Here is a 21,179-nt window from a genome sequence, read left to right as displayed (position 1 = left end):
AATAAATACGATCAACTTTAAACTTGCGAACAATTCTAAATTTGATATACTAGATAGACTAACTGACAGAAAGGGTTGAGGGTGGCTGATGGATAACTAATTCCTATTTTCTCAAAACGAATGATTCGTTGTGTGGAAAAACGGGATTGGTCTGTCCATTTATACGAGCCACTTTCATCCTTTGCTGAGTCGATATTACGTTGCTCACCAATAGAGTTGAGGCTTTTTGAGATGCTGACAGAACCGGTCCTTCCGATTATTTTACGGAGGGATCTTTTTTGTGTTCCCTTCCAACTGGAGGAATGTAGATGCTACGAGGAATAGTGAACAAAGTATCAGCGGGATATGGGGATGTGTATATTTTTACCGAACTCAGCGCGGAAATCCCGCAAGGAGCGAGAATAGCAATAGTCGGACCGAACGGAGCAGGAAAAACAACACTTTTGTCCATTCTATCAGGTGAACGAGAACCTTCTTCTGGAGGAATAGATTGGATTGGTCGAACCCCTTCCATTTCGTATTACAAACAAGAGGCTGAAACAGAAAAGCCAGTAGATTGGACACGAGCAGAGCTCTTTCAAAAACGCAGTCATTGGCACGTGCCGAAAGAGGCAGAATATGCTCATGCGAGCGGGGGAGAGCGAGTCAAACTACGGCTTATAACTACGCTAGCTGAAAACCGTGAAATATTACTACTGGATGAACCGACTAATCACTTGGATGCATCAAGCGTGGAACGGCTCATTGAGTCGCTTCAAGAACGTGAGGGTACATTACTGTTCGTCTCCCACGATAGGTATTTCATCGACCACTTGGCGGATCATGTTTTTGAAATTGAGAACGGGAAATTGACGGTCTATGAAGGCAATTACACGGATTATCGCAAGCAGAAAGAGCATGAACGATTCGTCCAACAGAAACATTATGATGAGCAGCAACAGTACATCGCTGAAATAGAAGGGCAAATCGAGCAGCTGGATAAATGGTCTGCGAAAGGGCACGCAGAGTCAACGAAAAAAGGTGGCGCTAAAGAATACTACCGAAAAAAGGTAAAGAAACGGAACGTGCAAATTCGTTCGAAGAAAAATCGATTAGAAGCAGAGCTAAAGAAAAACCGAATTGAGGCGCCAATTGCAGAAACATCGGTTTCGTTTGAACTAGAAGGACTACGGAAGAAAGGCAAGCGTGTTCTGGAACTGAAAAATGCAGGCAAAGCATTCCGAGACAGACAACTCTTTCAGCATGCTGCATTTACTGTGCAAGCAGGTGAGCGACTTGCGCTGCTCGGGCCAAATGGTTCTGGGAAAACGACGCTGTTTCGCATGCTTTTAGGCGAACTCGATTACGATGGGGACGTCTGGCTATCTGAAGGCATGACGCTCGGATACTTGCGTCAGACCGCATTCGATTTACCGGATGAACAGACGATGGCAGAGTATTTTTATTCTCCGTCTTACGAAGAACAAGGTCTCCTGCGTATCCAATTGACGAATTTAGGGTTTACAGCTGAACAATGGCAGCTGCCGCTCGGTGTCCTGAGTCAGGGGGAGCGTTTGAAGGTGAAACTGCTCGATTTCATCCGCAGGAAAACGGATGTGTTATTACTGGATGAACCAACGAATCACCTGGATCTTCCATCGCGTGAAGAGCTGGAGCGCACGTTGGATACGTATCCAGGCACATTGTTGTTTGCGTCGCACGATCGATATTTTACGGAGCGTATGGCAGATGGATTGCTGTTATTTGAAAAAGGGACTGTTCGTAAAGTACCGTATAGTTTGGTGGACTGGGAAAGTCGGAAATCTTCTGCTCCAGTCCCATCTTCCGAACAAGAAAAACTTCGACTTGAAACGGAGTTGCAGGCGGTATTAGGAAAGCTGAGTCTGCTGACCCCTGGAAATCCAGCATACAGCAAACTAGATCAGCAATTTTTTGAGTTGTCCCGACAGTTACGGGAATTGAATAAATGACTAAAAACCGGTGGATTGAACGGAGAGCAAAGACATTTCCGTATCGATCCACTGGTTTTCTTTATTTACTGAATCGGCATGAATGCAACTTGCCAAATGCCGTCTTCGTTTTTAATCAGTTGAAATCCAGAAGGAGATTCCTGTTTACCATTTGGATAATATTCAATGTATCCTTCAATTTTACTAGTCTGAAGAAAACGCCCCTCTTCAAAGTTTCTATACTGCTGAGTTAATTGTTCCGGTGTACCGCGGTCGGATTCAGGAATCGCTTGATCTTCCTCGCGACTCCATTGGATGAATTCTTCTTGATCGGTATAGAGTGCATATTCGACTTCTCGATCACCTAGGTACGATGCGTGAATATAAAGCTTTGCGACGCTCATAGGGGATAAACCTGCTAAATGTTGTGTATCCAAACCTTGCTCAAATGCAGTATATACATTTTGTTCTGCTGTATTCAATTCAATGGGACCACTTTCGTTCGTTGTGTTTTCAGGTAAGGTCGCTAAGCCTTGTAGCACACCTACCACAAGTAGTTGCTCCATTTCTTCTTCATTTACAGAATATCCGATTTTAATCGAACGAGATTTGTCGGGCACAGCGTTTTTCAATGAGACTTCTATTACTAAACTGCTTTCATCCTCAATTTGAAATCCATGAACATCAGAAATCTCTCCAACCTGATCCCGTCCATAAACACCGGGCTTTTTCTTCGCATCAGCAAGATAGAATGAATAAGAAATTCCATCGGTTGTGTGAAGGGGTTGCTGGTTCTCTTTGACTATTTCAATGGAATGAATGGTCGCTGTGCTTTTCCCGTTCCATGTAATTGGCAGGGCAATGTAGTAGGTTTCATTAGCGAGGAAGGGTCCATCTGAAATGTCCTCAATAGTAAATGACCCTGAGATACTCGTTCCTTTACCTGATAGATCATCTGGTTTTGTAGAATTCAACAGATCTCCTTTTATAAAAAAAATCCCTATGAATAACAAGGATACCGCAACAATTGATCCAACAATCGCAGGAACGAATTGGGCAGGGCGTTGGGTACGTTGTATTTTTCGTCTGACAGCTTGTTTGTTTTTTTGTGTAAATGACTCTTTATGAAAAACAGTCTTGTCAAAAGCGGAACGAATTTTTTTCTTCTCATCCTTCATCTTGATCCCCTCCTTCCAGCAGTTGTGCTAATTTTTCGCGTCCTCTTTTGAGTCGAGTCCGAAGTGTATTTTGGTTTACGTTTAGCAGTTCGCTGATTTCAGGTACTGTCAGGTCTTCGTAATAATAGAGCAAAATGACTTCTCGATAAGTGATCGGTAGTTCTAGCACGCATTGTACCAACTGTTCGTCCTCACTGTTCTGAAGCATGTGCTCATGTGGAATCGGCTCTTTAGATCGAAGAAACTGAAAAAGTGGACTCCCAACAATCACACGCTTGAACCATGAACTTTTTAAGACATCTTTACATCTGTTTATCGTAATCCGATACAGCCATGCTTCAACAGAACGAATTTCCTCTAGCTGATGAGCTCGATGAAAACATGTTACAAAAACATCCTGAACAACTTCTTGCGCCCGTCCCCAGTCTTTGAGGTAGCTGAACGCAAGATTCGTTAACTGGTTTCCGTACTGATCCATCAATTGTTCAAGCCATTCATCCTGTTTCCAATCTGGAACGAACTTGTTCTCGCGAGGCATGCCAACCCATCCTTTCTCATTGCGCTCCACCCTGGTGTACCTTAAAGACGAGTGAAAAAGCACGGCCGTTTCATTTATCATGGAAAGAATTCTTTTTTCTATCGTTTTTCGTGAATCTAAGGGTAGTATACAGGTAAAGGGAGTGATCACGTGTGTTCAGATGCAGGGTGGAAAATGGACAATAGCTACAGTCAATTGCCGGAAGTGTTTTTTGCAGAAGCGACTCCGGAAGAGGCAACTTCTCCAAAAGTGGTTTTGCTGAATAAAGGCCTCGCAGAATTGCTTGGTCTGGAAGTTGAGAAGTTGAATTCTGAAGTGCTTTCTGGTAATGAACTACCAGAAGGCGCTACGCCAATAGCACAAGCGTATGCCGGTCATCAGTTTCGGAATTTTACGATGCTTGGGGATGGACGGGCCCTACTTTTGGGAGAGCAATTGACCCCGTTAGGAAATCGAGTGGATATCGGCTTAAAAGGCTCGGGTCCTACGGCATTTTCACGTGGGGGTGATGGTCTCGCAGCACTTGGTCCCATGTTACGTGAGTATATCATTAGCGAAGCGATGCACGCATTAGGCATTCCTACGTCGCGAAGTCTTTCTGTTACGTTGACAGGCAACGAAGTGTTCCGTGAAACCGTTTTGCCTGGTGCTATTCTTGTCCGGACAGCGAGCAGTTATTTACGGGTAGGAACGTTCCAATACGCAGCTGCCCGTCAAGTACCTGAAGATCTGAAGACGCTGGCGGATTACGCCATAGAGCGGCATTATCCAGATGTTGCTTCAAGGGACAATCGGTATGAACTGCTTCTCGAAAATGTCATTGAGAGACAGGCAGCATTGATTGCCAAGTGGCAGCTTGTCGGCTTCATCCACGGAGTCATGAACACCGATAATATGACGATTAGCGGGGAAACGATCGATTATGGGCCATGTGCGTTTATGGACGTATACGATCCAGCGACGGTATTCAGTTCTATTGATGTAAATGGACGGTATAAATATGGCAACCAGCCGGGAATTGCATCGTGGAACTTGGCACGTTTTGCGGAAACCTTACTACCGCTACTAGATGAGAATCAGGATGAGTCCATTCAGATTGCGGAGAAGCAACTTGCGCGATTTGGTAAGGTCTTTGAGAGAGAATGGCTAAACGGGATGCGAGCGAAGCTAGGTTTGTTGGATGAACAACCGGTAGACGAGGCTCTTTCGAAAGAATTATTACTTATCATGAAAGACGCTCAAGCAGACTTTACGAATACGTTCAGGGCATTAACAGATGAATGCATAGAGCAACCAGATTGGTTTAGTAATGATGCTTTTTGCGAATGGAAGAAGAAGTGGGAGACGCGACGAAAGCAACAGAATATTACTGTTGAAGAATCTTATGAAGTCATGCGACGTAACAACCCTTCAGTGATTCCGAGAAACCATAAAGTAGAAGAGGCTATCGAGGCAGCCGGCAATGGCGATTTCAGTGTGTTGCACAAGCTGAATCAAGTTCTTGCTTCTCCTTATTCTTATTCCACAGAGCAGGATGCCTATACGACTCCATCTGATTCATCAGTGCCGTATCAAACGTATTGTGGAACATAATGATGCAATGGAAAATGCGGACGCTTATGAGGCATTCGTCTTTTTTGCGGTTACTCGTAAGGGTGAGGAATTATTTGCCCTATTCTTGTGATATGCAACATAGTAACTAAGATCTAAAGAAATCCTAGTAATCTGGTAGAAAATAATTATTTTATAGAAATCACAGTACATTAAATTGATTATAATCTGAGTAGTCGCTATAGTGAGGGAGTTGAAAAATTATAGACAGGGGTTGAAAACATATGTTAAAGAAATGGACTGGCGTATTCCTAGGTGCACTATTAGTGCTTGCACTCGCTGCGTGTGGTGAGGATAAACCAAATGAGACAAGCAAATCGGATGTGGAAAAGCCGAAAGTCTCTGCTGAAGAAGGAACAGGGTCAGAGGATTCATCAGAGGAAGCTGATGCTGTAGACGAAAATGGGGAAGCATCAGATATGCAAATCGGTGTGACCGCTAAAGACTTTCAAACCAACTTCAATAAGTCCGCTGAAGAAGTGGGAGTTCCTGAGCGCGTCGACAATTTAGATTGGAGAGCGTCAGGTTCCGAAGGGGATCACGAAATTATAGACATGACATACGATGAGAACCGACGTATGCAACTGCTTGCCAAAAAAGGCGAAGAAGAAGTCCGTGCGGTTATGTTCAGTATGTTTGGTGACCGAAAAGAAGCGTTTGGAGTCGTGCGTTCCATTATTCGTGGCGCTGACCCAACTGCTTCTGATGAGGAAGTAGACGGTTGGATGAAGGAACTCCATTTTTCTAATCCTGACGAAGAAAGTAGCGATGAGTATCATTTTGTAAAAACTGATAAGTTTAACTTGCTAGCAGAAGACTCTGATACTTACATCGAATTTGTCATTAGTAATGTAAACGATCCAGAAATCAATGCCGAGAACTTTGAAGCTGGTGAATTGTAAGCGATTCTTCATACCTGCCCCATCCTAAGATTGGATGGGGCAGGTGTTTTGATGTCCAGCTAAATTCGCTAGATACTACACCCCGCTCGTTCCAGCAGAGAACCCGCTCGTTCCAGCAAAGAACCCGCTCGTTCCAGCAGAGAACCCGCTCGTTCCAGCAGAGAACCCGCTCATTCCGTCAGAGAACCCGCTCGTTCCAGCAAAGAACCCGCTCGTTCCGTCAGAGAACCCGCTCGTTCCAGCAGAGAACCCGCTCGTTCCGTCAGAGAACCCGCCCATTTCACCAGAGAACCCGCTCGTTCCAGCAGAGAACCCGCTCGTTCCAGCAAAGAACCCGCTCGTTCCGTCAGAGAACCCGCTCGTTCCCACAAAACTTCCCCCTTAATCTCAATACAATTCCTATCCGACAACACATACCACATGCAGTGTGGTATACTCCACCGTAGAATTTCATAGAAAAGGATTTGGGGAAATGACAAAAGCAATAACCATAAAGAAACCGTTGCCGACACTTTGGCTCGTCGTACTGCTCGGCTCATTGACGGCATTTGGCCCGTTATCAATGGATATGTACTTACCTGGACTGCCGGCTGTAGCAGAGGACATGAACGCCTCTACCTCGCTTGTTCAGCTAAGTTTGACGGCTTGTCTAATTGGACTTGGAGCGGGACAGCTCATATTTGGTCCGCTAAGTGATATCTACGGGAGACGTAAACCACTCGTACTGACTCTCTTGGTCTATGCAATTGCCTCAGTACTTTGTGCGTTCACGACGTCCATTTGGCCGTTCATTATTCTGCGTTTTGTTCAGGGGTTAACAGGTGCTGCGGGAATCGTGATTGCGAGAGCCTGTGCGAGGGATCTGTACGCAGGACACGAACTTACCAAATTCATGGCATTGCTCTCAATAGTCAATGGGGCTGCACCCATACTTGCACCCATCGCGGGTGGCGCCATTTTAAGTTTTGCCTCGTGGCCCGTTGTTTTTTTCGTACTGGGTGGAATTGGATTACTGATGTTTGTAGGAACTGCAAGTTTTTTACCGGATACACTTTTGCTTGAAAATCGTGCAGAAAGGGGAATTCTTTCGGTATTCAAGACATTTGGTCGGTTGCTGAAGGACCGTCAATTCATGGGGATTGCGCTTACGCAAGCGTTTGTCATGGCTTCCATGTTTGCCTATATCGCAGGTTCTCCTTTTGTGCTACAAAACATGTATGGCGTCTCACCACAACAGTTTTCTCTTTTCTTCGCGTTGAACGGTATTGGGATCATTGCAGCTGCGCAAATTACTGGCCGTTTATCACATAAAATATCTGAACTGAATTTCATGATGACGGGCGTACTCATTTCGTTAACAGGTAGTGTACTGTTATTGCTTGTCATATGGCTACAAGGTCCACTATTTGTCGTCGCAACTGCTTTCTTATTAGTAGTAGCCAGTGTTGGAATGGTCTCGACCTCTTCATTTTCACTCGCGATGCATCGACAAAGTCAGGCGGCTGGGAGTGCTTCTGCATTCCTCGGTTTATTGCCATTTATCGGGGGAGCAATCGTCTCACCTCTTGTCGGAATTGCAGGTGACCATACCGCATGGCCATTAGGGATTGTTATTATAAGCTGTAGTTTAATGGCGTTCATCCTATACATGGGACTTGTTCGAAAGTCATTACGTTAACGAAATTACAGGGAACTTACAAAATTTTAATTCCAATCTTGAACAGATTCATCATGAAATCAGTCTTTCGAAATAAGACCACTAGCAGACAGTAAGGAGCAATTAGCTCTTTGCGGTCTGCTTTTTTAATACTATTTTACGAATGGATAAAATTGTGATAATCTATTTGTGTTAACCTATTTATTAATTAGGTTAACACAAATGAAGTCCATTCTAATAAATGAAGAAGGTATTTACGATGAAACACTTTTGGGTAGTTGGGACAGACACGGACGTAGGGAAAACATTTGTGACAACGTTATTCTTGAGAGAACTTCAGAAAACTGGGCTGGCCGTCACGCCTTACAAACCAGTTCAAACAGGTCTTGTTGCTGACACAGAACAAGGGCATTATCAGGACACGTCGAGTTATAAAGATTATAGTTTGTATTCCTTGGACAACGATTCACTCAATACATATTCATTTCCAATAGCGGCGTCTCCGCATTATGCTGCTGAGTTAGCTGGCAAGCAAATTGACGAAAACCTGTTGCTACAAACAATTGAGCGTTTAAAAACAAAATTCGAAACGGTTATTTGTGAAGGTGCAGGCGGCTTATACGTACCGCTCCATTCAAATACGACAAAGACATTATTGGACGTGGTGGAACAATCGAAATTGCCGGTTGTCCTTGTCGCTTCTACGAAACTAGGCACCATCAATCACACACTGTTGTCGATTGAAGCGTTGCATACGCGTGGAATCAGTGTGCAAGGAATTGTATTCAATCAATTCAACCAAACCCCGATAGAGCAAAATAACATAGACACAATCCGTCGATTTACAGGGCTACCATTCGCGGTTATTGAGGCAAATCGTACAATTGAAAGTTTTACGGACGTGCCGGTCTTGGAAAGGTTGATGTCCAATGAAGTATGAAGAACTACAAGCAAGGGATGTTGAACATATTTGGCATCCATGCGCGCAGATGAAAGACTATGAGACCTTCCCACCAATTGTTATTGAGAGAGGGGAAGGGGTCTGGTTGACAGACAAACAAGGCAATCGATACTTGGATGCCGTATCTTCTTGGTGGGTCAACTTGTTCGGTCATACAAATCCGCGTATTAGCAAGGCAATTGCGGATCAGGCACAAAGACTTGAGCATGTGATTTTTGCAAACTTCACCCATGAGCCTGCTATTCATGTTGCAGAAAAACTTGTGGAGTTAACTCCACAAGGGCTAGAAAAAGTGTTTTTCGCAGATAACGGGTCCGCTGCCATTGAAGTCGCACTCAAAATGAGTTTTCAATACCGCGCCCAAACTAGTCAACCTGAGAAAAAACAATTTTTAGCATTTTCGAATGCCTATCATGGCGAGACACTTGGAGCACTGTCTATGGGAGGCGTTGGATTATATAACGATGTATATGCGCCACTATTACTTAATGTAGTTCACGCACAAGGCCCCGATTGCTTCCGGTGTCCATTTGGGGAATCTCCTGAAACGTGCCAGGCACAATGTATTCAAGATACTGAAAAGCAATTCAAGAAACATGCGGATACCATTTCCGCTGCCATTATCGAACCACTAATTCAAGCAGCAGCTGGAATGAAAATGTATCCCCCGATATTCCTGAAAAAGTTACGGGATTTGTGTGACGCATATGACGTACATCTGATTGCAGATGAGGTGGCGGTTGGTTTTGGACGAACGGGTACACTTTTTGCGTGTGAGCAAGCACAAATCACACCGGACTTTCTATGTTTGTCCAAAGGGATTACGGGAGGGTATTTACCGTTGTCTGCTGTATTGACGACGGAGAATGTATATCGAGCATTTTACGATGATTACGGCACGATGAAGGCATTTTTGCATTCGCATAGTTACACCGGCAACCCGCTAGCACTTCGCGCAGCACAAGAAGTCCTCGCCATTTTTGAAGAAGAACAGGTAATGGAAACGTTGGTTCCGAAACAACAGCTATTACAAGAACTCGCCCATGCCGTATTTGACGAGTTACCGTATGTCGGAGAATACCGTCAAACTGGTTTTGTTGGTGCAATAGAACTGGTGGCGGATCGTAAAACGAAGGAACCTTTTCCAAGTGATGAAAGAATCGGCTATGAAATTTATCAACGTGCTCTTAAAAAAGGGCTTTTGATACGTCCGCTTGGTAACATCATTTATTTCATGCCGCCTTATGTAATCTCTGGAGAAGAAATCGAGTGGATGGTGAATACGACGAAAGAAGTGATGGAGCAATTTTTCATTGAGCGAGAACAACTTGTATGAAGAGAACAAATAGCATAAATTCAATGGCCCTTATTGCAGTTTTTGCATCATTAACAGCAATAGGTGCATTCGTTAAAATTACGCTACCGGTTGTCCCGTTTACATTACAAATTGTTATTGTTTTTTTAGCAGGAACGTTATTAGGAAGTAGTCGAGGTCTACAAAGTCAGCTTGTGTATTTGTTCGTCGGGTTAGCAGGACTTCCGGTTTTCACAAAAGGTGGAGGAATTACGTATCTCCTTCAACCTACATTTGGCTACTTAGTAGGATTTGCTGCGGCTGCGTATGTCATAGGTTTCATAATTGAGCGAGTTCCTGTACCTAATAGAAAGCATTTCATTGTGGCAAATTTGGCGGGAACCGCGGTTACTTATGCAATTGGAGTACCTTATTTGTATGTCGCACTGAATAGTTGGATGGATACACCTACCAACGTTATGCACGTCTTGGTGGCAGGCTTCTTGAGCACGATTGTTATAGATATTGCTCTTGCTGTAGGTACGGGATTACTCGCTGCAAGATTATATCCGATTTTGAAAAAATTCATTCACACAAAAAGGGGCATACGTCATGAACTGGAAAACACTCGCACAGGAAGTCATTGATGGAAAAGAGCTATCAAATGAAGAAGCGTTATCGATTTTAAACACAAATGACGAAGAGGTTTTAGCATTGTTAGATGGGGCCTATATGATTCGACGTCATTATTTCGGGAAAAAGGTAAAGCTGAATATGATTATGAACGCAAAGAGTGGCTTTTGTCCGGAGGATTGTGGATATTGCTCTCAATCTTCTAAATCCACAGCGCCCATTGATAAGTATCCATTCATATCGAAAGAGGAAATTTTAGAAGGAGCGAAACGGGCGTTTGAAAATAATATCGGAACGTATTGTATCGTGGCAAGTGGGCGAGGTCCGACACGAAAAGACGTCCGAGTTGTCAGTGAGGCTGTTGAGGAAATAAAAGAAAAGTATGGGTTAACCGTGTGTGCGTGTCTGGGTATTTTAAAAGAAGAACAAGCAGAGCAGCTAAAAACAGCAGGCGTCGATCGGTATAACCATAACTTGAACACTTCCGAACGTCATCATGATTTTATCACGACATCGCATACGTACAAGGATCGTGTGGACACCGTTGAAATTGCGAAAAAGTACGGAATCTCTCCATGCTCAGGAGCCATAATCGGGATGAAAGAGACAAAAGAAGATGTTGTCGATATTACCCGTGCCCTTCGTAGGTTAAATGCAGACTCTATTCCAGTGAACTTCTTGCACGCGATTGACGGTACGAAACTAGAAGGGACAAACGAACTGAATCCACGCTATTGCTTAAAGGTATTAGCATTATTCCGGTACATGAATCCATCTAAGGAAATCAGAATTTCTGGCGGTCGTGAAGTCAACTTACGATCCCTTCAACCAATGGGGTTGTATGCTGCCAACAGTATATTTGTTGGGGATTACTTAACGACGGATGGGCAAGAGGACAATTCAGACTTTCGTATGTTGGAAGACCTTGGATTCGAAGTAGAGCTCACTGAAAAACAAGCATTACTTGCTCACTCATAAAACACAAAAACCAGCTTCTAATCGGCATTTCTAACTGTCGGAGAGCTGGTTTTCTATGGCAATCCCAAAGTTGTGAGTCGGGTATTTGAATGACTTTGTTGGCTTCCGGGATAAATGGTCAAGAAAAACTTACATCGGTGGGGAAGTATTAGCTTTCAAAAGGTCGAGGGCATCTTCAATCAGGCGGATATCAGTGAGGATTATCGATTTCAATTGAGTGGGCGCAAGTTGATATTCTTCGTTTAGGTGATGTAACTCACGAACCATCACATAACTTTCACACTCTGTCTGCATATTTTGTCCCTCCTCTTACTAAGAAATTTTACCCGGTAGATGCTCTGTATAAACTAATTTTCAAGATTTCAGGAAAATTTATGTAACACTTATTACTAGTCAATGATGTGAATTCAGACAGAATATAATGAATTGCTGCAGCTTCAAATAAAAAAATTCTATTCCATACAAAAATACCGACTCACTTTACTAGAAGTGTAGCCGGTTTTTTCCACGTTTAATCACTTTGAAACTTTCACCTCGTATGGATCTTGACGAGAGTCGATAAAATGCTTAAGTTACAGCTTTCCATACCGCGCTTTGTGGCCTTTAATTTAATAAAACATGTCACTCCACATCCTAGATAATTACAATTCTCAAATATATAGATACGTACTTGAAAAGACAAAACACCAGTTATTTTGGAGGATGGCCCGTAATAACTGGTGAATATAAATTATGCCGTAATATCCCGCTTGGTAAATACCGTGTAGCTCACTATTAAGAATGCTATGAGGTAGACAGTTAAAACGACGAGAGAGAAGGACAGTGTAATTTCATCATTCAAAATGTAATTGGACTCGTACATCGTCAAGTCCATATGTGTGAATATCAAGTACTTCACGATTTCGAATCTGCTCAAAAGACCAACGATAACACTTCCCGTGAAGTAGATAAACAAGGATAGCCCAATTGCCATTCCGCTTGAGCGGAAGACGCTTCCAATCATAAACGCAAACGTTGCGGTAATGATTACGTTAACAAATGAGAGCAGTAACATGTATAGTCCATGGCCCCATATGGAAACTTCCACGACGTTGCCGCCTGAGATGGAGAGAGCTTGCCCGCCCTCTGATGGGAAGAATATAAAGGCGCTTAAAATAGTCGTTATAAAACCGATTAGCATTAGTAAAACGCCAAATAGTAAGATCGCTAGGTACTTGGACGTCATGATTTTCCAACGTTTCACAGGACGCGTTAGTAGCATTTTAATCGTCCCTTGTGAGAACTCAGATGCGACAATGCCCGCAGCTACAATGACAGTGAGCAACAGTGCAATACTGCCGACTGATGGATTGTAAATCATACCTTCCCGGCTAAAATCTTTCAGTGGTGCGACATCATTTGCAAGTCGATATTCGGAGATTTGAACGTTCTCTTCTGCAAGCCGTTTACTTTCTCCTTTTAGGATTCCCACTTCTAATGAGTTTTTATTATTTTCCAGTTCACTTTGGGTGCTAAGTTTCCAGTCGGATTCAACATCCATTAAACTGCCAGACCATTTCATTATCCCCGCCATGGCGATAATGAGTACGACCATCAGGCCAGCCATTATCCAAGTGCCTTTTTTAGACCATAGTTTCATCCATTCATTTTGCAGCAGTTTCAGCAAGTTGGCCACCTCCTGTCAATTCTAGGAATTGGTCTTCTAGTGTTTTTCGATGAGGTTGGATTGCGTATAGTTCTAGTCCAGCTGATGACATCGCTTTGACGAGTTCTGGAATTTGCGTTTTTTCCGCTTGAATTACGAACCCTTCGTTGACACTTTCCGATCTGAATCCAAGAGATCCAAGGAGTTCAAAGGTTTGATCAGCAGGAAAAGCTTCTAGATAATAATGGGCTTCCTGTGTTTCACGCATATCACGAAGGTCGACGAGTTTCCCGTTTTGAATGACGGCAATCCGGTCACACATGAGTTCAATTTCTGAAAGCATGTGACTGGATACGAAAACAGAAACGTTTTCAGTTTGAGCAATGAGTCGTAGGTATTCCCGGAACTCGCGAATTCCTGCAGGATCCAGTCCGTTTGTCGGTTCGTCTAGAATTAAGAATTTTGGTCTGTGTAGCAGGGCTTGAGCAAGACCAAGGCGCTGACGCATTCCGAGTGAATAGGTCGAAACTTTTTCATGGATACGATTTTGCATCCCAACCTGTTTGACGACTTCGTTAATGCGTTCTTTTGTTACCCCTTTCTGCATGCGGGCAAAGTGTAACAAATTTTTGTAACCGGACATGAATTTGTACATTTCCGGATTTTCTACGATGACGCCTACTTTAGATAGAGCTTCTTCAAAGTCTGCAGAAAGCGTTTGTCCGTCAATCACGACTTCTCCTCCACTTTTTTTCATGAGCCCGACCATCATTCGAATGGTGGTCGTTTTACCTGCACCGTTCGGACCGAGAAAGCCTGTAATTTCTCCAGGATATAGCTGCAAACTTAAATCATCGATAATTTTCTTTCCACGAATCGTTTTGGATAAATTCTTCAATTCAACGATAGGAGTGGGTTCCATGGTGTTTCCTCCTTTGTTTTGTACTAGATTGTTAAGATGAAGTCCATAGTAACGTATACGTAAAGAAGAGCATATAGTTTCGTATTTTTGGAAAATGCTAATAATCAGTTGTTTGTTTCCCCATTTTTAGTCATGGACGAGTACAATAAAGAAATTAACAATGCACTTAGGAGGAAGAAACGATGGAGATAGGAATTAGTACGTTCGTGGAGACAACACCAGATCCAGAAACTGGAGAATTGAAAAGTCACGCAGAACGACTGCGGGAAGTGGTCGAGGAGATTGTTCTGGCGGATAGGGTTGGCCTTGATGTATTTGGTGTCGGTGAACACCATCGGGCGGATTATGCAGCATCTTCACCAGCGATATTGCTTGCTGCAGCGGCTTCGCAAACTTTTAATATTCGTCTGACAAGTGCGGTTACAGTATTATCTTCTGCGGATCCAGTTCGCGTTTTTCAAGACTTTGCGACACTGGATGGAATCTCTAACGGACGAGCTGAAATTATGGCGGGGCGGGGATCGTTCATCGAATCGTTCCCGTTATTTGGACAGGATTTATCGGACTATAATGAGTTGTTCAATGAAAAACTGGATTTGTTATTGAAGTTACGTGACTCGGAAGTGGTTTCCTGGGATGGAAAACATCGGCCGTCAATCGATCGTAGAGGCGTATATCCACGCCCTGTGCAAGAGCCATTGCCAGTCTGGATTGGCAGTGGGGGCAACCCGGAGTCCGTCGTACGAGCAGGAAAGTTAGGACTACCACTTGTACTTGCGATAATTGGGGGGCGTCCTACGCAATTTGCGCCCCTTGTTCAATTGTATAAGCGAGCTGCAGCTGCAGCAGGTCATGATCTGTCAAAATTGAAGATTGCATCTCATTCACATGGATTTGTCGGAGAAACGACTCGAGGCGCAGCAGATGCATTTTTCCCATCTACTCAATACGCCATGAACGTAATTGGAAAAGAGCGTGGTTGGGCGCCTTATGATCGAGGAGCATATGACGATGCACGAAGTCTGGAAGGGGCGCTGTATGTAGGTGATCCGGATTATGTGGCGAAAAAGATTATTAAGTTGCGGAAAGAGGTTGGAATCACAAGGTTCCTACTTCACGTTCCGGTAGGTTCTATGCCACACGACGAAGTGATGAGTGCAATCCGGTTGTTGGGTGCAGAAGTAGCACCGAGGGTACGTGAAGCGATTGCTGAGTGGGAAACAGAATCGTGAGATGAATTGAGAGAGGGAAGCCGTGTTTTGTAGATATGGCTTCCCTCTCTTTTTGCGAATTACAAAGGGATTAAGGCAAATAGCCACCTTTGAATAATCCAGAGAATGAGTAAGATACCTGCGAATTTCACTAATTTGCCCACACTTTTTTTATCAACAAATAGGAAGATGATTGCAAAATAGGCTGTCTCGATTCCAGTGATGACCCAATCGGATATATGCAGCCAGCCACCGATGGTAGCGATGACAAGTATTACGACAAGGTGAATCCCATCGTTCGGTTCGTTGACGGTTTCGTCTTGAGTGGTTTCTCTCATAATAAATGCCCCTTTCATAGAACCCGCCCGATTAGAGCCAGCACCCGCTCGTTTTGGAGGAGAACTCGCCCGATTAGAGCCGGAACCCGCTCGTTCTGTAGGAGAACCCGCCCGATTAGAGCCGGAACCTGCTCGTTTTGGAGGAGAACTCGCCCGATTAGAGCCGGAACCCGCTCGTTCTGTAGGAGAACCCGCCCGATTAGAGCCAGCACCCGCTCGTTCTGTAGGAGAACCCGCTCGATTAGAGCCGGAACCCGCTCGTTCTGTAGGAGAACCCGCCCGATTAAAGCCAGCACCCGCTCGGTTCTGTAGGAGAACTCGCCCGATTAGAGCCAGCACCCGCTCGTTCCAGAGGAGAACCCGCCCGATTAAAGCCAGCACCCGCTCGTTCTGTAGGAGAACTCGCCCGATTAGAGCCGAAACCCGCTCGTTCCAGAGGAGAACCCGCCCGATTAGAGCCAGCACCCGCTCGTTCCAGAGGAGAACCCACCCGATTAGAGCTGAAACCCGCTCATTCCAGAGGGGAACCCGCCCGATTAGAGCCGAAACCCGCACGTTCCAGAGGAGAACCCGCCCGATTAGAGTTGTGACTTGCTCCCTCCGATACATACACCACCACTAACACACATAAACTATACCAGTAGACGATGAATGGGACAGGCGAACTAGGCCAGTGTTCTGCAACTAACTCATTAAAATCTGATTATTCTTTATTATAGCAGTTTATTCTACCATATAATTGATATACTAAAGAAAAATTGAAGGGAATTGGTGTTGAATGTTAAAAAAACAAAAGGGAAAACAACTTCTTTTATTTGCACTATTAGTTGCGGTCGCATATCTTCCAATCGCTTATGAGCAAACGATTCCTGCACTTGCTGCCTCTGCTGCTTTAATTACACCACCTGCGAATGCATCAATTACGTTATCCAAGAAGTTAGATGTGATACTAACTGATCCGAAATTACAGGGCGGGATAACGGGGGTGAGTGTCCGAAACGCAACTACTGGCCATTCGATCTATTCGCATATGAGCGATATTCGATTGCGACCTGCTTCCAATATGAAATTACTGACAGGTGCTGCGGCATTAGATGTGCTTGGACCGGACTATCGATTCGTAACGGAAGTGGCTACGACGGGTAAACAGAAAGGATCTACTCTTCAAGGGGACGTGTATTTAGTAGGAAAAGGAGATCCGACACTACTTCAAAGCGATCTCGTGAAGTTCGCAGATCAGTTGAAACAACAAGGTATCAAAACCATAAAAGGAAATTTGTTTGCAGATGATAGTTGGTATGACGATGATCGCTATTCCCAAGACTTGAATTGGTCAGATGAATTCAACTATGTGGGCGCACAGGTATCGGCTCTCACGCTCTCACCAAACGAAGATTACGATACAGGGACAGTCATTGTAGAAGTGAAGCCTGGGGCAAAAGCAGGAGAGCTACCTTCCGTTTCGTTAACACCAAAAACGGAAACGTCAGTCATTGTGAATGAGGCGACTACTGTTGGTAAAGGTGGAAAAAAGACGATTTCCATCCATCGTGAACATGGCACAAATCGAATAATTGTGGAAGGTTCCATTCCAGTCGAAGCCACCAGTTCACGTTCGTGGACGGCGGTTTGGGAACCATCAGAGCTTGTGCTCGATGTCTTCCGAAGTGCGTTGCAAAAAGAAGGAATTCAAGTAAGTGGAAAAAAAGGACTTCAGCGCGCTGTAGCACCTGAGAACGCGAAAATCCTTGCAACTAAGAAGTCTATGCCGCTGAACGAAATCTACATTCCCTTCATGAAGCTGAGTAATAACGGGCATGCAGAAATGCTCGTGAAGGAAATGGGAAGAGTCGAGAAGGGAGAAGGTAGTTGGAAAGCTGGTCTTGAGGTAATGTCTGAAACACTTGCAGGACTCGGTATCGCAAAAGATACGGTTCTACTACGTGATGGTTCCGGTATGTCACACAAAAATCTAGTCTCCTCTGAAACGTTGACGACACTTCTAGTTCGAGCTCAGGAAGAATCTTGGTATCCGGCTTTCAGAGAGTCGCTACCACTAGCAGGTGAAGCGGATCGCATGGTTGGTGGAACACTTCGCAATCGTATGAAAGAGGAGTCGACAAAAGGGAATGTAGCTGCGAAAACCGGTTCGATCACAGGCGTATCCACATTGTCAGGGTATGTGACGACAAAAAAAGGAACGTCCCTTGCTTTTTCTATTATGATAAATAATTACATTATGGGTCCTGTAACACCAATTGAAGATGCCATTGCTACAATACTTGCGGAAGCGGATATATAATCAAAAAGCAGATCCCCCAGGAGTAACTCCCGTGGGGAACTGCTTTTTCAGTGCGCGCGATTCACTTTGTTTTCAAGATCGAAAATACGTGATTTGATAACGAGGAATTCGTCAGCAACTCTCTCATCATGTTCCAACCGCTGTTCGGTTTGGTGTTCAAATTGACCACCAATTCCTTGTAGTAAGTTATCCACTCGATCAAACCGTGTGTTCATCTCCGTATGCAAATTTTCCAGTCCGGACTTCAAAGTGCCGACATCCGACTTCAGAGTACCAACATCCGATTTCAAATCACCTATATCCGTCTTCATATCCCGTACATCTGCCGTAAGCCCTACTAACAACTGTAAGATTTTTTCTTCCAAGCTGCGTAGCTCCCTTCGACTGCTTGTTTTTATAAGTATACAACGGTATCTTATAAAAGTCCAGTTAAAACAGAACCTACGTTCGCTTTTAAGCGAACGACTTTATACGAGTATTAACCACAGTATCATCGTAAATACAATTGTTGTGAGACCCATCAATAAAGTCGCCATTGTTTGTGCTTTATAAGCATCTGTCACGTTCATGCCACTGAATTCTGTCACGACCCAGAAGAAACTGTCGTTCACATGACTCACTGTCATTGCGCCAGCTCCAACTGCCATAACGACAAGAGCAAGTGGAATTGCCCCTTCAATACCCATGGCAGGAAGTAAAGGTGCCACTAATGTCGATGCAATGACCAAAGCTGCAGTAGAAGACCCTTGTGCGGTTTTCAAAGCTGCAGATATGAGGAACGGAACTAGTAGAAATAGTGCACCACCTGCAAGTGCAGTGAAATTCATTTCCCCGATTAATTCAGCGACACCAGAAGTAGAAATCACTTTACCAAATGCACCCCCAGCTCCAGTAATCAGTAAAATTGGAGCCGCTTCTTTAAGGCCCTCACCAATCCAGCCTGACAGTGTCTCTTCGTTCCATTTTGGAAGTAATAAGAATGCTGCAAGGACTCCGAAAAGTAGAGCAACGGTAGGCGAACCGATGAACTGTAACAACGAGCTTAATCCACTTTCTCCCATTGTTAGCTTAGCAACTGAACCAGCCCCGATTAAAATAATAGGTAAGACAATAGGTAGGAATGCTTTAAACGCAGAAGGCATCTTTCCAAAAGATTTGACGATTTCATCATAATCGAATGTAATGGATTCCTCATCTTCTGGAACAGTAATTTTGGTGCCGACTTTTACAGCCCATAAATATCCGACCACAGTTGCTGGAATTGCAATGATTAGTCCGATTAGGATAATCACACCTAAATAGCCTTCAGCTCCGATATTTCCTGCAGCTGCAATCGGTCCAGGAGTAGGTGGCACCAGTGTGTGTGTCGCAAACAATCCAGTTGCCAATGCGACAGACATGGATGCGATTGTAACACCAGCCCGCTTTGCGAGCGCTTTCTTTAAACTAGATAAAATAACAAATCCTGAGTCACAAAATACGGGGATGGAAACAATGTAACCGATGAGTGACATTGCGAGTTGAGGTCGTTTTTCACCAATTACGCGTAAGACAACTTCCGCCATACGATAAGCAGCCCCGGATTTTTCAAGGATGACGCCGATGATGGTACCGGAGACAATGACAATCCCGATGCCTTTCATGAGTCCGCCGAACCCTTCGTTAACTGTGTCTACGACGGTTAGTAGAGGCATTCCGGATGTGATTCCGATGAAAAATGCCCCTGCAAGTAGTGATAAAAACGGATGGACCTTCAAGACGGCTGTTAAAAAGATAATGAGAACAACACTTAAAATGATCATGGCAAACAACATTTAACAGTCCTCCTTATTTTTATAGTGCATAATAGCTAGTTTCGTAGTTTCTTTAAGCATTTTAAATGGATTCAACATAGCATCCGCTACCGTGATGCTATCAGAAGTGATTGCGTGTACACCTGCGAATAAGTCAGCAAGTGCTAACCGACACTCTGGTGTAATCGTTCCTGATACAAGTATGACAGGGACGTTTTTTTGACGTGCTGCTTGTGCAATTCCGTAAGGGGTTTTTCCTGAAAAGGTTTGACTGTCAGAACGACCTTCCCCTGTGATGACAAGATCTGCAGTTTCCAAATGTTCATCAAAATGGAGTGTTTCCAGCACGATATTTATACCGGATTGGAAGTTACCGGGGAAAAACACTTGAAACACACCACCAGCACCGCCAGCGGCACCTGCTCCTGGTGTATGGTGTAGAGAAACTCCTGTATGTTTCTCTATAATGTCTGCGAAATTTGAAAGACTTCTATCGAGTAGTTCAACATCCCCGTTCGATGCCCCTTTTTGAGGCCCGAAAACTGCTGAAGCCCCATTTGGCCCGATAAATGGATTAGTAACATCTGCTGCAATTAGAAACGTACTATCAGCGATTCGGGGGTCAAAAAAGAAGGGGTTAATGGTGTGCAACTGCTGCAGTGCAGCTCCGCCTCGAGGAAGTTCATCTCCAGCTGAGTTGAGCAAGCTCATCCCAAGCGCCTGTAAGATGCCAGCTCCTCCATCATTTGTAGCACTTCCTCCGAGTCCTATTATGAAATCTCGGTAACCTTCATTGAGCGCGTGGAGGATTAACTGCCCAGTTCCGAATGATGACGTAATGAGTGGGTTTCGCTCCTGGCATGTAAGATGCATAAGACCGGAAGCTTCTGCTAATTCGATTACACAAGTCGAACGATCGCCAAGTATTCCGTATCTTGCTGGGATGAGATGGCCAAGTGGTCCTTCCACGTGAACAGATATGAATTTCCCATTTGTTGCGTCGACTAAGCTTTGCATCGTCCCTTCACCACCATCAGCTGCAGGCAGTAAGACGGGCATACTAGTAGGGTCAGCTTCTCGGATCCCTTCTGCCATCGCTTCAGCCGCGTGTAGTGCAGATAAACTTCCTTTGAAGGAGTCTGGTGCAACGAGTATTTTCATACAAGCATCATTCCTATCGAATAGTAGTTGGTGTCTATCATTATATGTACAGAATAATCTAATTACATTAGACTGTGTGTATATGTATTACTAAAATTAAAAGACT

Annotated in this window: 20 protein-coding genes; 10 read left to right on the top strand and 10 right to left on the bottom strand. The window is 44.2% G+C overall.

Features of this window, described 5'->3' with window-relative positions:
* The first annotated feature begins 308 nt into the window (after positions 1-308).
* Complete coding sequence (gene abc-f, locus M3197_RS10780) at positions 309-1,970, top strand: ribosomal protection-like ABC-F family protein (protein ID WP_251661457.1); 1,662 nt, start codon at positions 309-311, stop codon at positions 1,968-1,970.
* Between the two features lie 65 nt (positions 1,971-2,035).
* Here the strand turns inward: abc-f and M3197_RS10775 are convergent, their stop codons facing one another.
* Together M3197_RS10775 and M3197_RS10770 are read right to left on the bottom strand one after the other, a co-directional pair.
* Positions 2,036-3,127: a helix-turn-helix domain-containing protein gene (locus M3197_RS10775; protein ID WP_251661455.1), complete on the bottom strand. Its 1,092-nt coding sequence runs from the start codon at positions 3,125-3,127 to the stop codon at positions 2,036-2,038.
* Positions 3,117-3,665, bottom strand: coding sequence for a sigma-70 family RNA polymerase sigma factor (locus M3197_RS10770; RefSeq protein ID WP_251661452.1), 549 nt, complete (start codon positions 3,663-3,665; stop codon positions 3,117-3,119). The genes M3197_RS10775 and M3197_RS10770 overlap by 11 nt, the downstream gene beginning before the upstream one ends.
* Positions 3,666-3,839: 174 nt before the next feature.
* Between M3197_RS10770 and M3197_RS10765 the strand changes: the two genes are divergently transcribed.
* Positions 3,840-5,258, top strand: a complete 1,419-nt coding sequence (locus tag M3197_RS10765; RefSeq protein ID WP_251661450.1) for a protein adenylyltransferase SelO — start codon at positions 3,840-3,842, stop codon at positions 5,256-5,258.
* 242 nt (positions 5,259-5,500) lie between these two features.
* A complete protein-coding gene (locus M3197_RS10760) occupies positions 5,501-6,178 on the top strand; it encodes a hypothetical protein (RefSeq protein ID WP_251661448.1) in 678 nt (225 codons plus the stop codon).
* 75 nt (positions 6,179-6,253) lie between these two features.
* Here M3197_RS10760 and M3197_RS10755 read toward each other — a convergent pair whose 3' ends face one another.
* Entirely contained in the window at positions 6,254-6,547 is a 294-nt protein-coding gene (locus M3197_RS10755) for a hypothetical protein (protein ID WP_251661447.1), read from the bottom strand.
* Between the two features lie 103 nt (positions 6,548-6,650).
* Between M3197_RS10755 and M3197_RS10750 the strand changes: the two genes are divergently transcribed.
* From M3197_RS10750 to bioB, 5 genes are all read left to right on the top strand, one after another.
* Complete coding sequence (locus M3197_RS10750) at positions 6,651-7,856, top strand: multidrug effflux MFS transporter (protein WP_251661445.1); 1,206 nt, start codon at positions 6,651-6,653, stop codon at positions 7,854-7,856.
* Positions 7,857-8,094: 238 nt separating this feature from the next.
* Entirely contained in the window at positions 8,095-8,775 is a 681-nt protein-coding gene (gene bioD, locus M3197_RS10745) for a dethiobiotin synthase (protein WP_251661443.1), read from the top strand.
* Positions 8,765-10,132: an adenosylmethionine--8-amino-7-oxononanoate transaminase gene (gene bioA / locus M3197_RS10740; RefSeq protein WP_251661441.1), complete on the top strand. Its 1,368-nt coding sequence runs from the start codon at positions 8,765-8,767 to the stop codon at positions 10,130-10,132. Before bioD ends, bioA begins: the two co-directional genes overlap by 11 nt.
* Entirely contained in the window at positions 10,129-10,737 is a 609-nt protein-coding gene (locus tag M3197_RS10735; protein WP_251661439.1) for a biotin transporter BioY, read from the top strand. The genes bioA and M3197_RS10735 overlap by 4 nt, the downstream gene beginning before the upstream one ends.
* On the top strand, positions 10,703-11,701 hold the full coding sequence (gene bioB, locus M3197_RS10730; protein ID WP_251661437.1) for a biotin synthase BioB: 999 nt from the start codon (positions 10,703-10,705) through the stop codon (positions 11,699-11,701). Before M3197_RS10735 ends, bioB begins: the two co-directional genes overlap by 35 nt.
* Positions 11,702-11,830: 129 nt before the next feature.
* Here bioB and M3197_RS10725 read toward each other — a convergent pair whose 3' ends face one another.
* The 3 genes from M3197_RS10725 to M3197_RS10715 all read right to left on the bottom strand — a co-directional run bounded on the left by M3197_RS10725 (position 11,831) and on the right by M3197_RS10715 (position 14,268).
* Entirely contained in the window at positions 11,831-11,995 is a 165-nt protein-coding gene (locus M3197_RS10725) for a hypothetical protein (protein ID WP_251661435.1), read from the bottom strand.
* A gap of 436 nt (positions 11,996-12,431) precedes the next feature.
* A complete protein-coding gene (locus M3197_RS10720) occupies positions 12,432-13,376 on the bottom strand; it encodes an ABC transporter permease (RefSeq protein WP_251661433.1) in 945 nt (314 codons plus the stop codon).
* Entirely contained in the window at positions 13,345-14,268 is a 924-nt protein-coding gene (locus M3197_RS10715; protein WP_251661431.1) for an ABC transporter ATP-binding protein, read from the bottom strand. Before M3197_RS10715 ends, M3197_RS10720 begins: the two co-directional genes overlap by 32 nt.
* A 182-nt stretch (positions 14,269-14,450) precedes the next feature.
* On the opposite strand from M3197_RS10715, the gene M3197_RS10710 reads away from it, so the two are divergent.
* Positions 14,451-15,500, top strand: a complete 1,050-nt coding sequence (locus M3197_RS10710) for an LLM class flavin-dependent oxidoreductase (RefSeq protein WP_251661429.1) — start codon at positions 14,451-14,453, stop codon at positions 15,498-15,500.
* Between the two features lie 59 nt (positions 15,501-15,559).
* Here M3197_RS10710 and M3197_RS10705 read toward each other — a convergent pair whose 3' ends face one another.
* Complete coding sequence (locus tag M3197_RS10705; protein ID WP_251661427.1) at positions 15,560-16,426, bottom strand: ribosomal eL19 family protein; 867 nt, start codon at positions 16,424-16,426, stop codon at positions 15,560-15,562.
* A gap of 169 nt (positions 16,427-16,595) precedes the next feature.
* On the opposite strand from M3197_RS10705, the gene dacB reads away from it, so the two are divergent.
* Positions 16,596-18,119, top strand: coding sequence for a D-alanyl-D-alanine carboxypeptidase/D-alanyl-D-alanine endopeptidase (gene dacB / locus M3197_RS10700; RefSeq protein WP_251661425.1), 1,524 nt, complete (start codon positions 16,596-16,598; stop codon positions 18,117-18,119).
* A 47-nt stretch (positions 18,120-18,166) separates the two neighbouring features.
* Here dacB and M3197_RS10695 read toward each other — a convergent pair whose 3' ends face one another.
* From M3197_RS10695 to M3197_RS10685, 3 genes are all read right to left on the bottom strand, one after another.
* A complete protein-coding gene (locus M3197_RS10695; RefSeq protein WP_251661423.1) occupies positions 18,167-18,484 on the bottom strand; it encodes a hypothetical protein in 318 nt (105 codons plus the stop codon).
* Between the two features lie 102 nt (positions 18,485-18,586).
* Positions 18,587-19,933 carry a GntP family permease gene (locus M3197_RS10690; RefSeq protein WP_251661421.1) on the bottom strand — a complete coding sequence of 449 codons (1,347 nt, stop codon included), beginning with the start codon at positions 19,931-19,933 and terminating at the stop codon, positions 18,587-18,589.
* Complete coding sequence (locus M3197_RS10685; RefSeq protein ID WP_251661419.1) at positions 19,934-21,073, bottom strand: glycerate kinase; 1,140 nt, start codon at positions 21,071-21,073, stop codon at positions 19,934-19,936.
* Positions 21,074-21,179 lie beyond the last annotated feature (106 nt).

This window comes from Sporosarcina aquimarina (genome assembly GCF_023715615.1).
In the GTDB taxonomy this organism is placed as follows: Bacteria; Bacillota; Bacilli; order Bacillales_A; family Planococcaceae; genus Sporosarcina; species Sporosarcina aquimarina_A.
The sequence above is the reverse complement of the archived record's forward strand: the minus strand, read 5'-3'. Positions and strand labels throughout refer to the sequence as shown.

What these genes read in the sequence shown, in the direction of transcription:
- abc-f (WP_251661457.1), top strand. Translation starts at nt 309, where the DNA reads ATGCTACGAGGAATAGTGAACAAAGTATCAGCGGGATATGGGGATGTG.
- M3197_RS10775 (WP_251661455.1), bottom strand. Translation starts at nt 3,127, where the DNA reads ATGAAGGATGAGAAGAAAAAAATTCGTTCCGCTTTTGACAAGACTGTT.
- M3197_RS10770 (WP_251661452.1), bottom strand. Translation starts at nt 3,665, where the DNA reads ATGCCTCGCGAGAACAAGTTCGTTCCAGATTGGAAACAGGATGAATGG.
- M3197_RS10765 (WP_251661450.1), top strand. Translation starts at nt 3,840, where the DNA reads ATGGACAATAGCTACAGTCAATTGCCGGAAGTGTTTTTTGCAGAAGCG.
- M3197_RS10760 (WP_251661448.1), top strand. Translation starts at nt 5,501, where the DNA reads ATGTTAAAGAAATGGACTGGCGTATTCCTAGGTGCACTATTAGTGCTT.
- M3197_RS10750 (WP_251661445.1), top strand. Translation starts at nt 6,651, where the DNA reads ATGACAAAAGCAATAACCATAAAGAAACCGTTGCCGACACTTTGGCTC.
- bioD (WP_251661443.1), top strand. Translation starts at nt 8,095, where the DNA reads ATGAAACACTTTTGGGTAGTTGGGACAGACACGGACGTAGGGAAAACA.
- bioA (WP_251661441.1), top strand. Translation starts at nt 8,765, where the DNA reads ATGAAGTATGAAGAACTACAAGCAAGGGATGTTGAACATATTTGGCAT.
- M3197_RS10735 (WP_251661439.1), top strand. Translation starts at nt 10,129, where the DNA reads ATGAAGAGAACAAATAGCATAAATTCAATGGCCCTTATTGCAGTTTTT.
- bioB (WP_251661437.1), top strand. Translation starts at nt 10,703, where the DNA reads ATGAACTGGAAAACACTCGCACAGGAAGTCATTGATGGAAAAGAGCTA.
- M3197_RS10725 (WP_251661435.1), bottom strand. Translation starts at nt 11,995, where the DNA reads ATGCAGACAGAGTGTGAAAGTTATGTGATGGTTCGTGAGTTACATCAC.
- M3197_RS10715 (WP_251661431.1), bottom strand. Translation starts at nt 14,268, where the DNA reads ATGGAACCCACTCCTATCGTTGAATTGAAGAATTTATCCAAAACGATT.
- M3197_RS10710 (WP_251661429.1), top strand. Translation starts at nt 14,451, where the DNA reads ATGGAGATAGGAATTAGTACGTTCGTGGAGACAACACCAGATCCAGAA.
- M3197_RS10705 (WP_251661427.1), bottom strand. Translation starts at nt 16,426, where the DNA reads ATGTATCGGAGGGAGCAAGTCACAACTCTAATCGGGCGGGTTCTCCTC.
- dacB (WP_251661425.1), top strand. Translation starts at nt 16,596, where the DNA reads ATGTTAAAAAAACAAAAGGGAAAACAACTTCTTTTATTTGCACTATTA.
- M3197_RS10690 (WP_251661421.1), bottom strand. Translation starts at nt 19,933, where the DNA reads ATGTTGTTTGCCATGATCATTTTAAGTGTTGTTCTCATTATCTTTTTA.
- M3197_RS10685 (WP_251661419.1), bottom strand. Translation starts at nt 21,073, where the DNA reads ATGAAAATACTCGTTGCACCAGACTCCTTCAAAGGAAGTTTATCTGCA.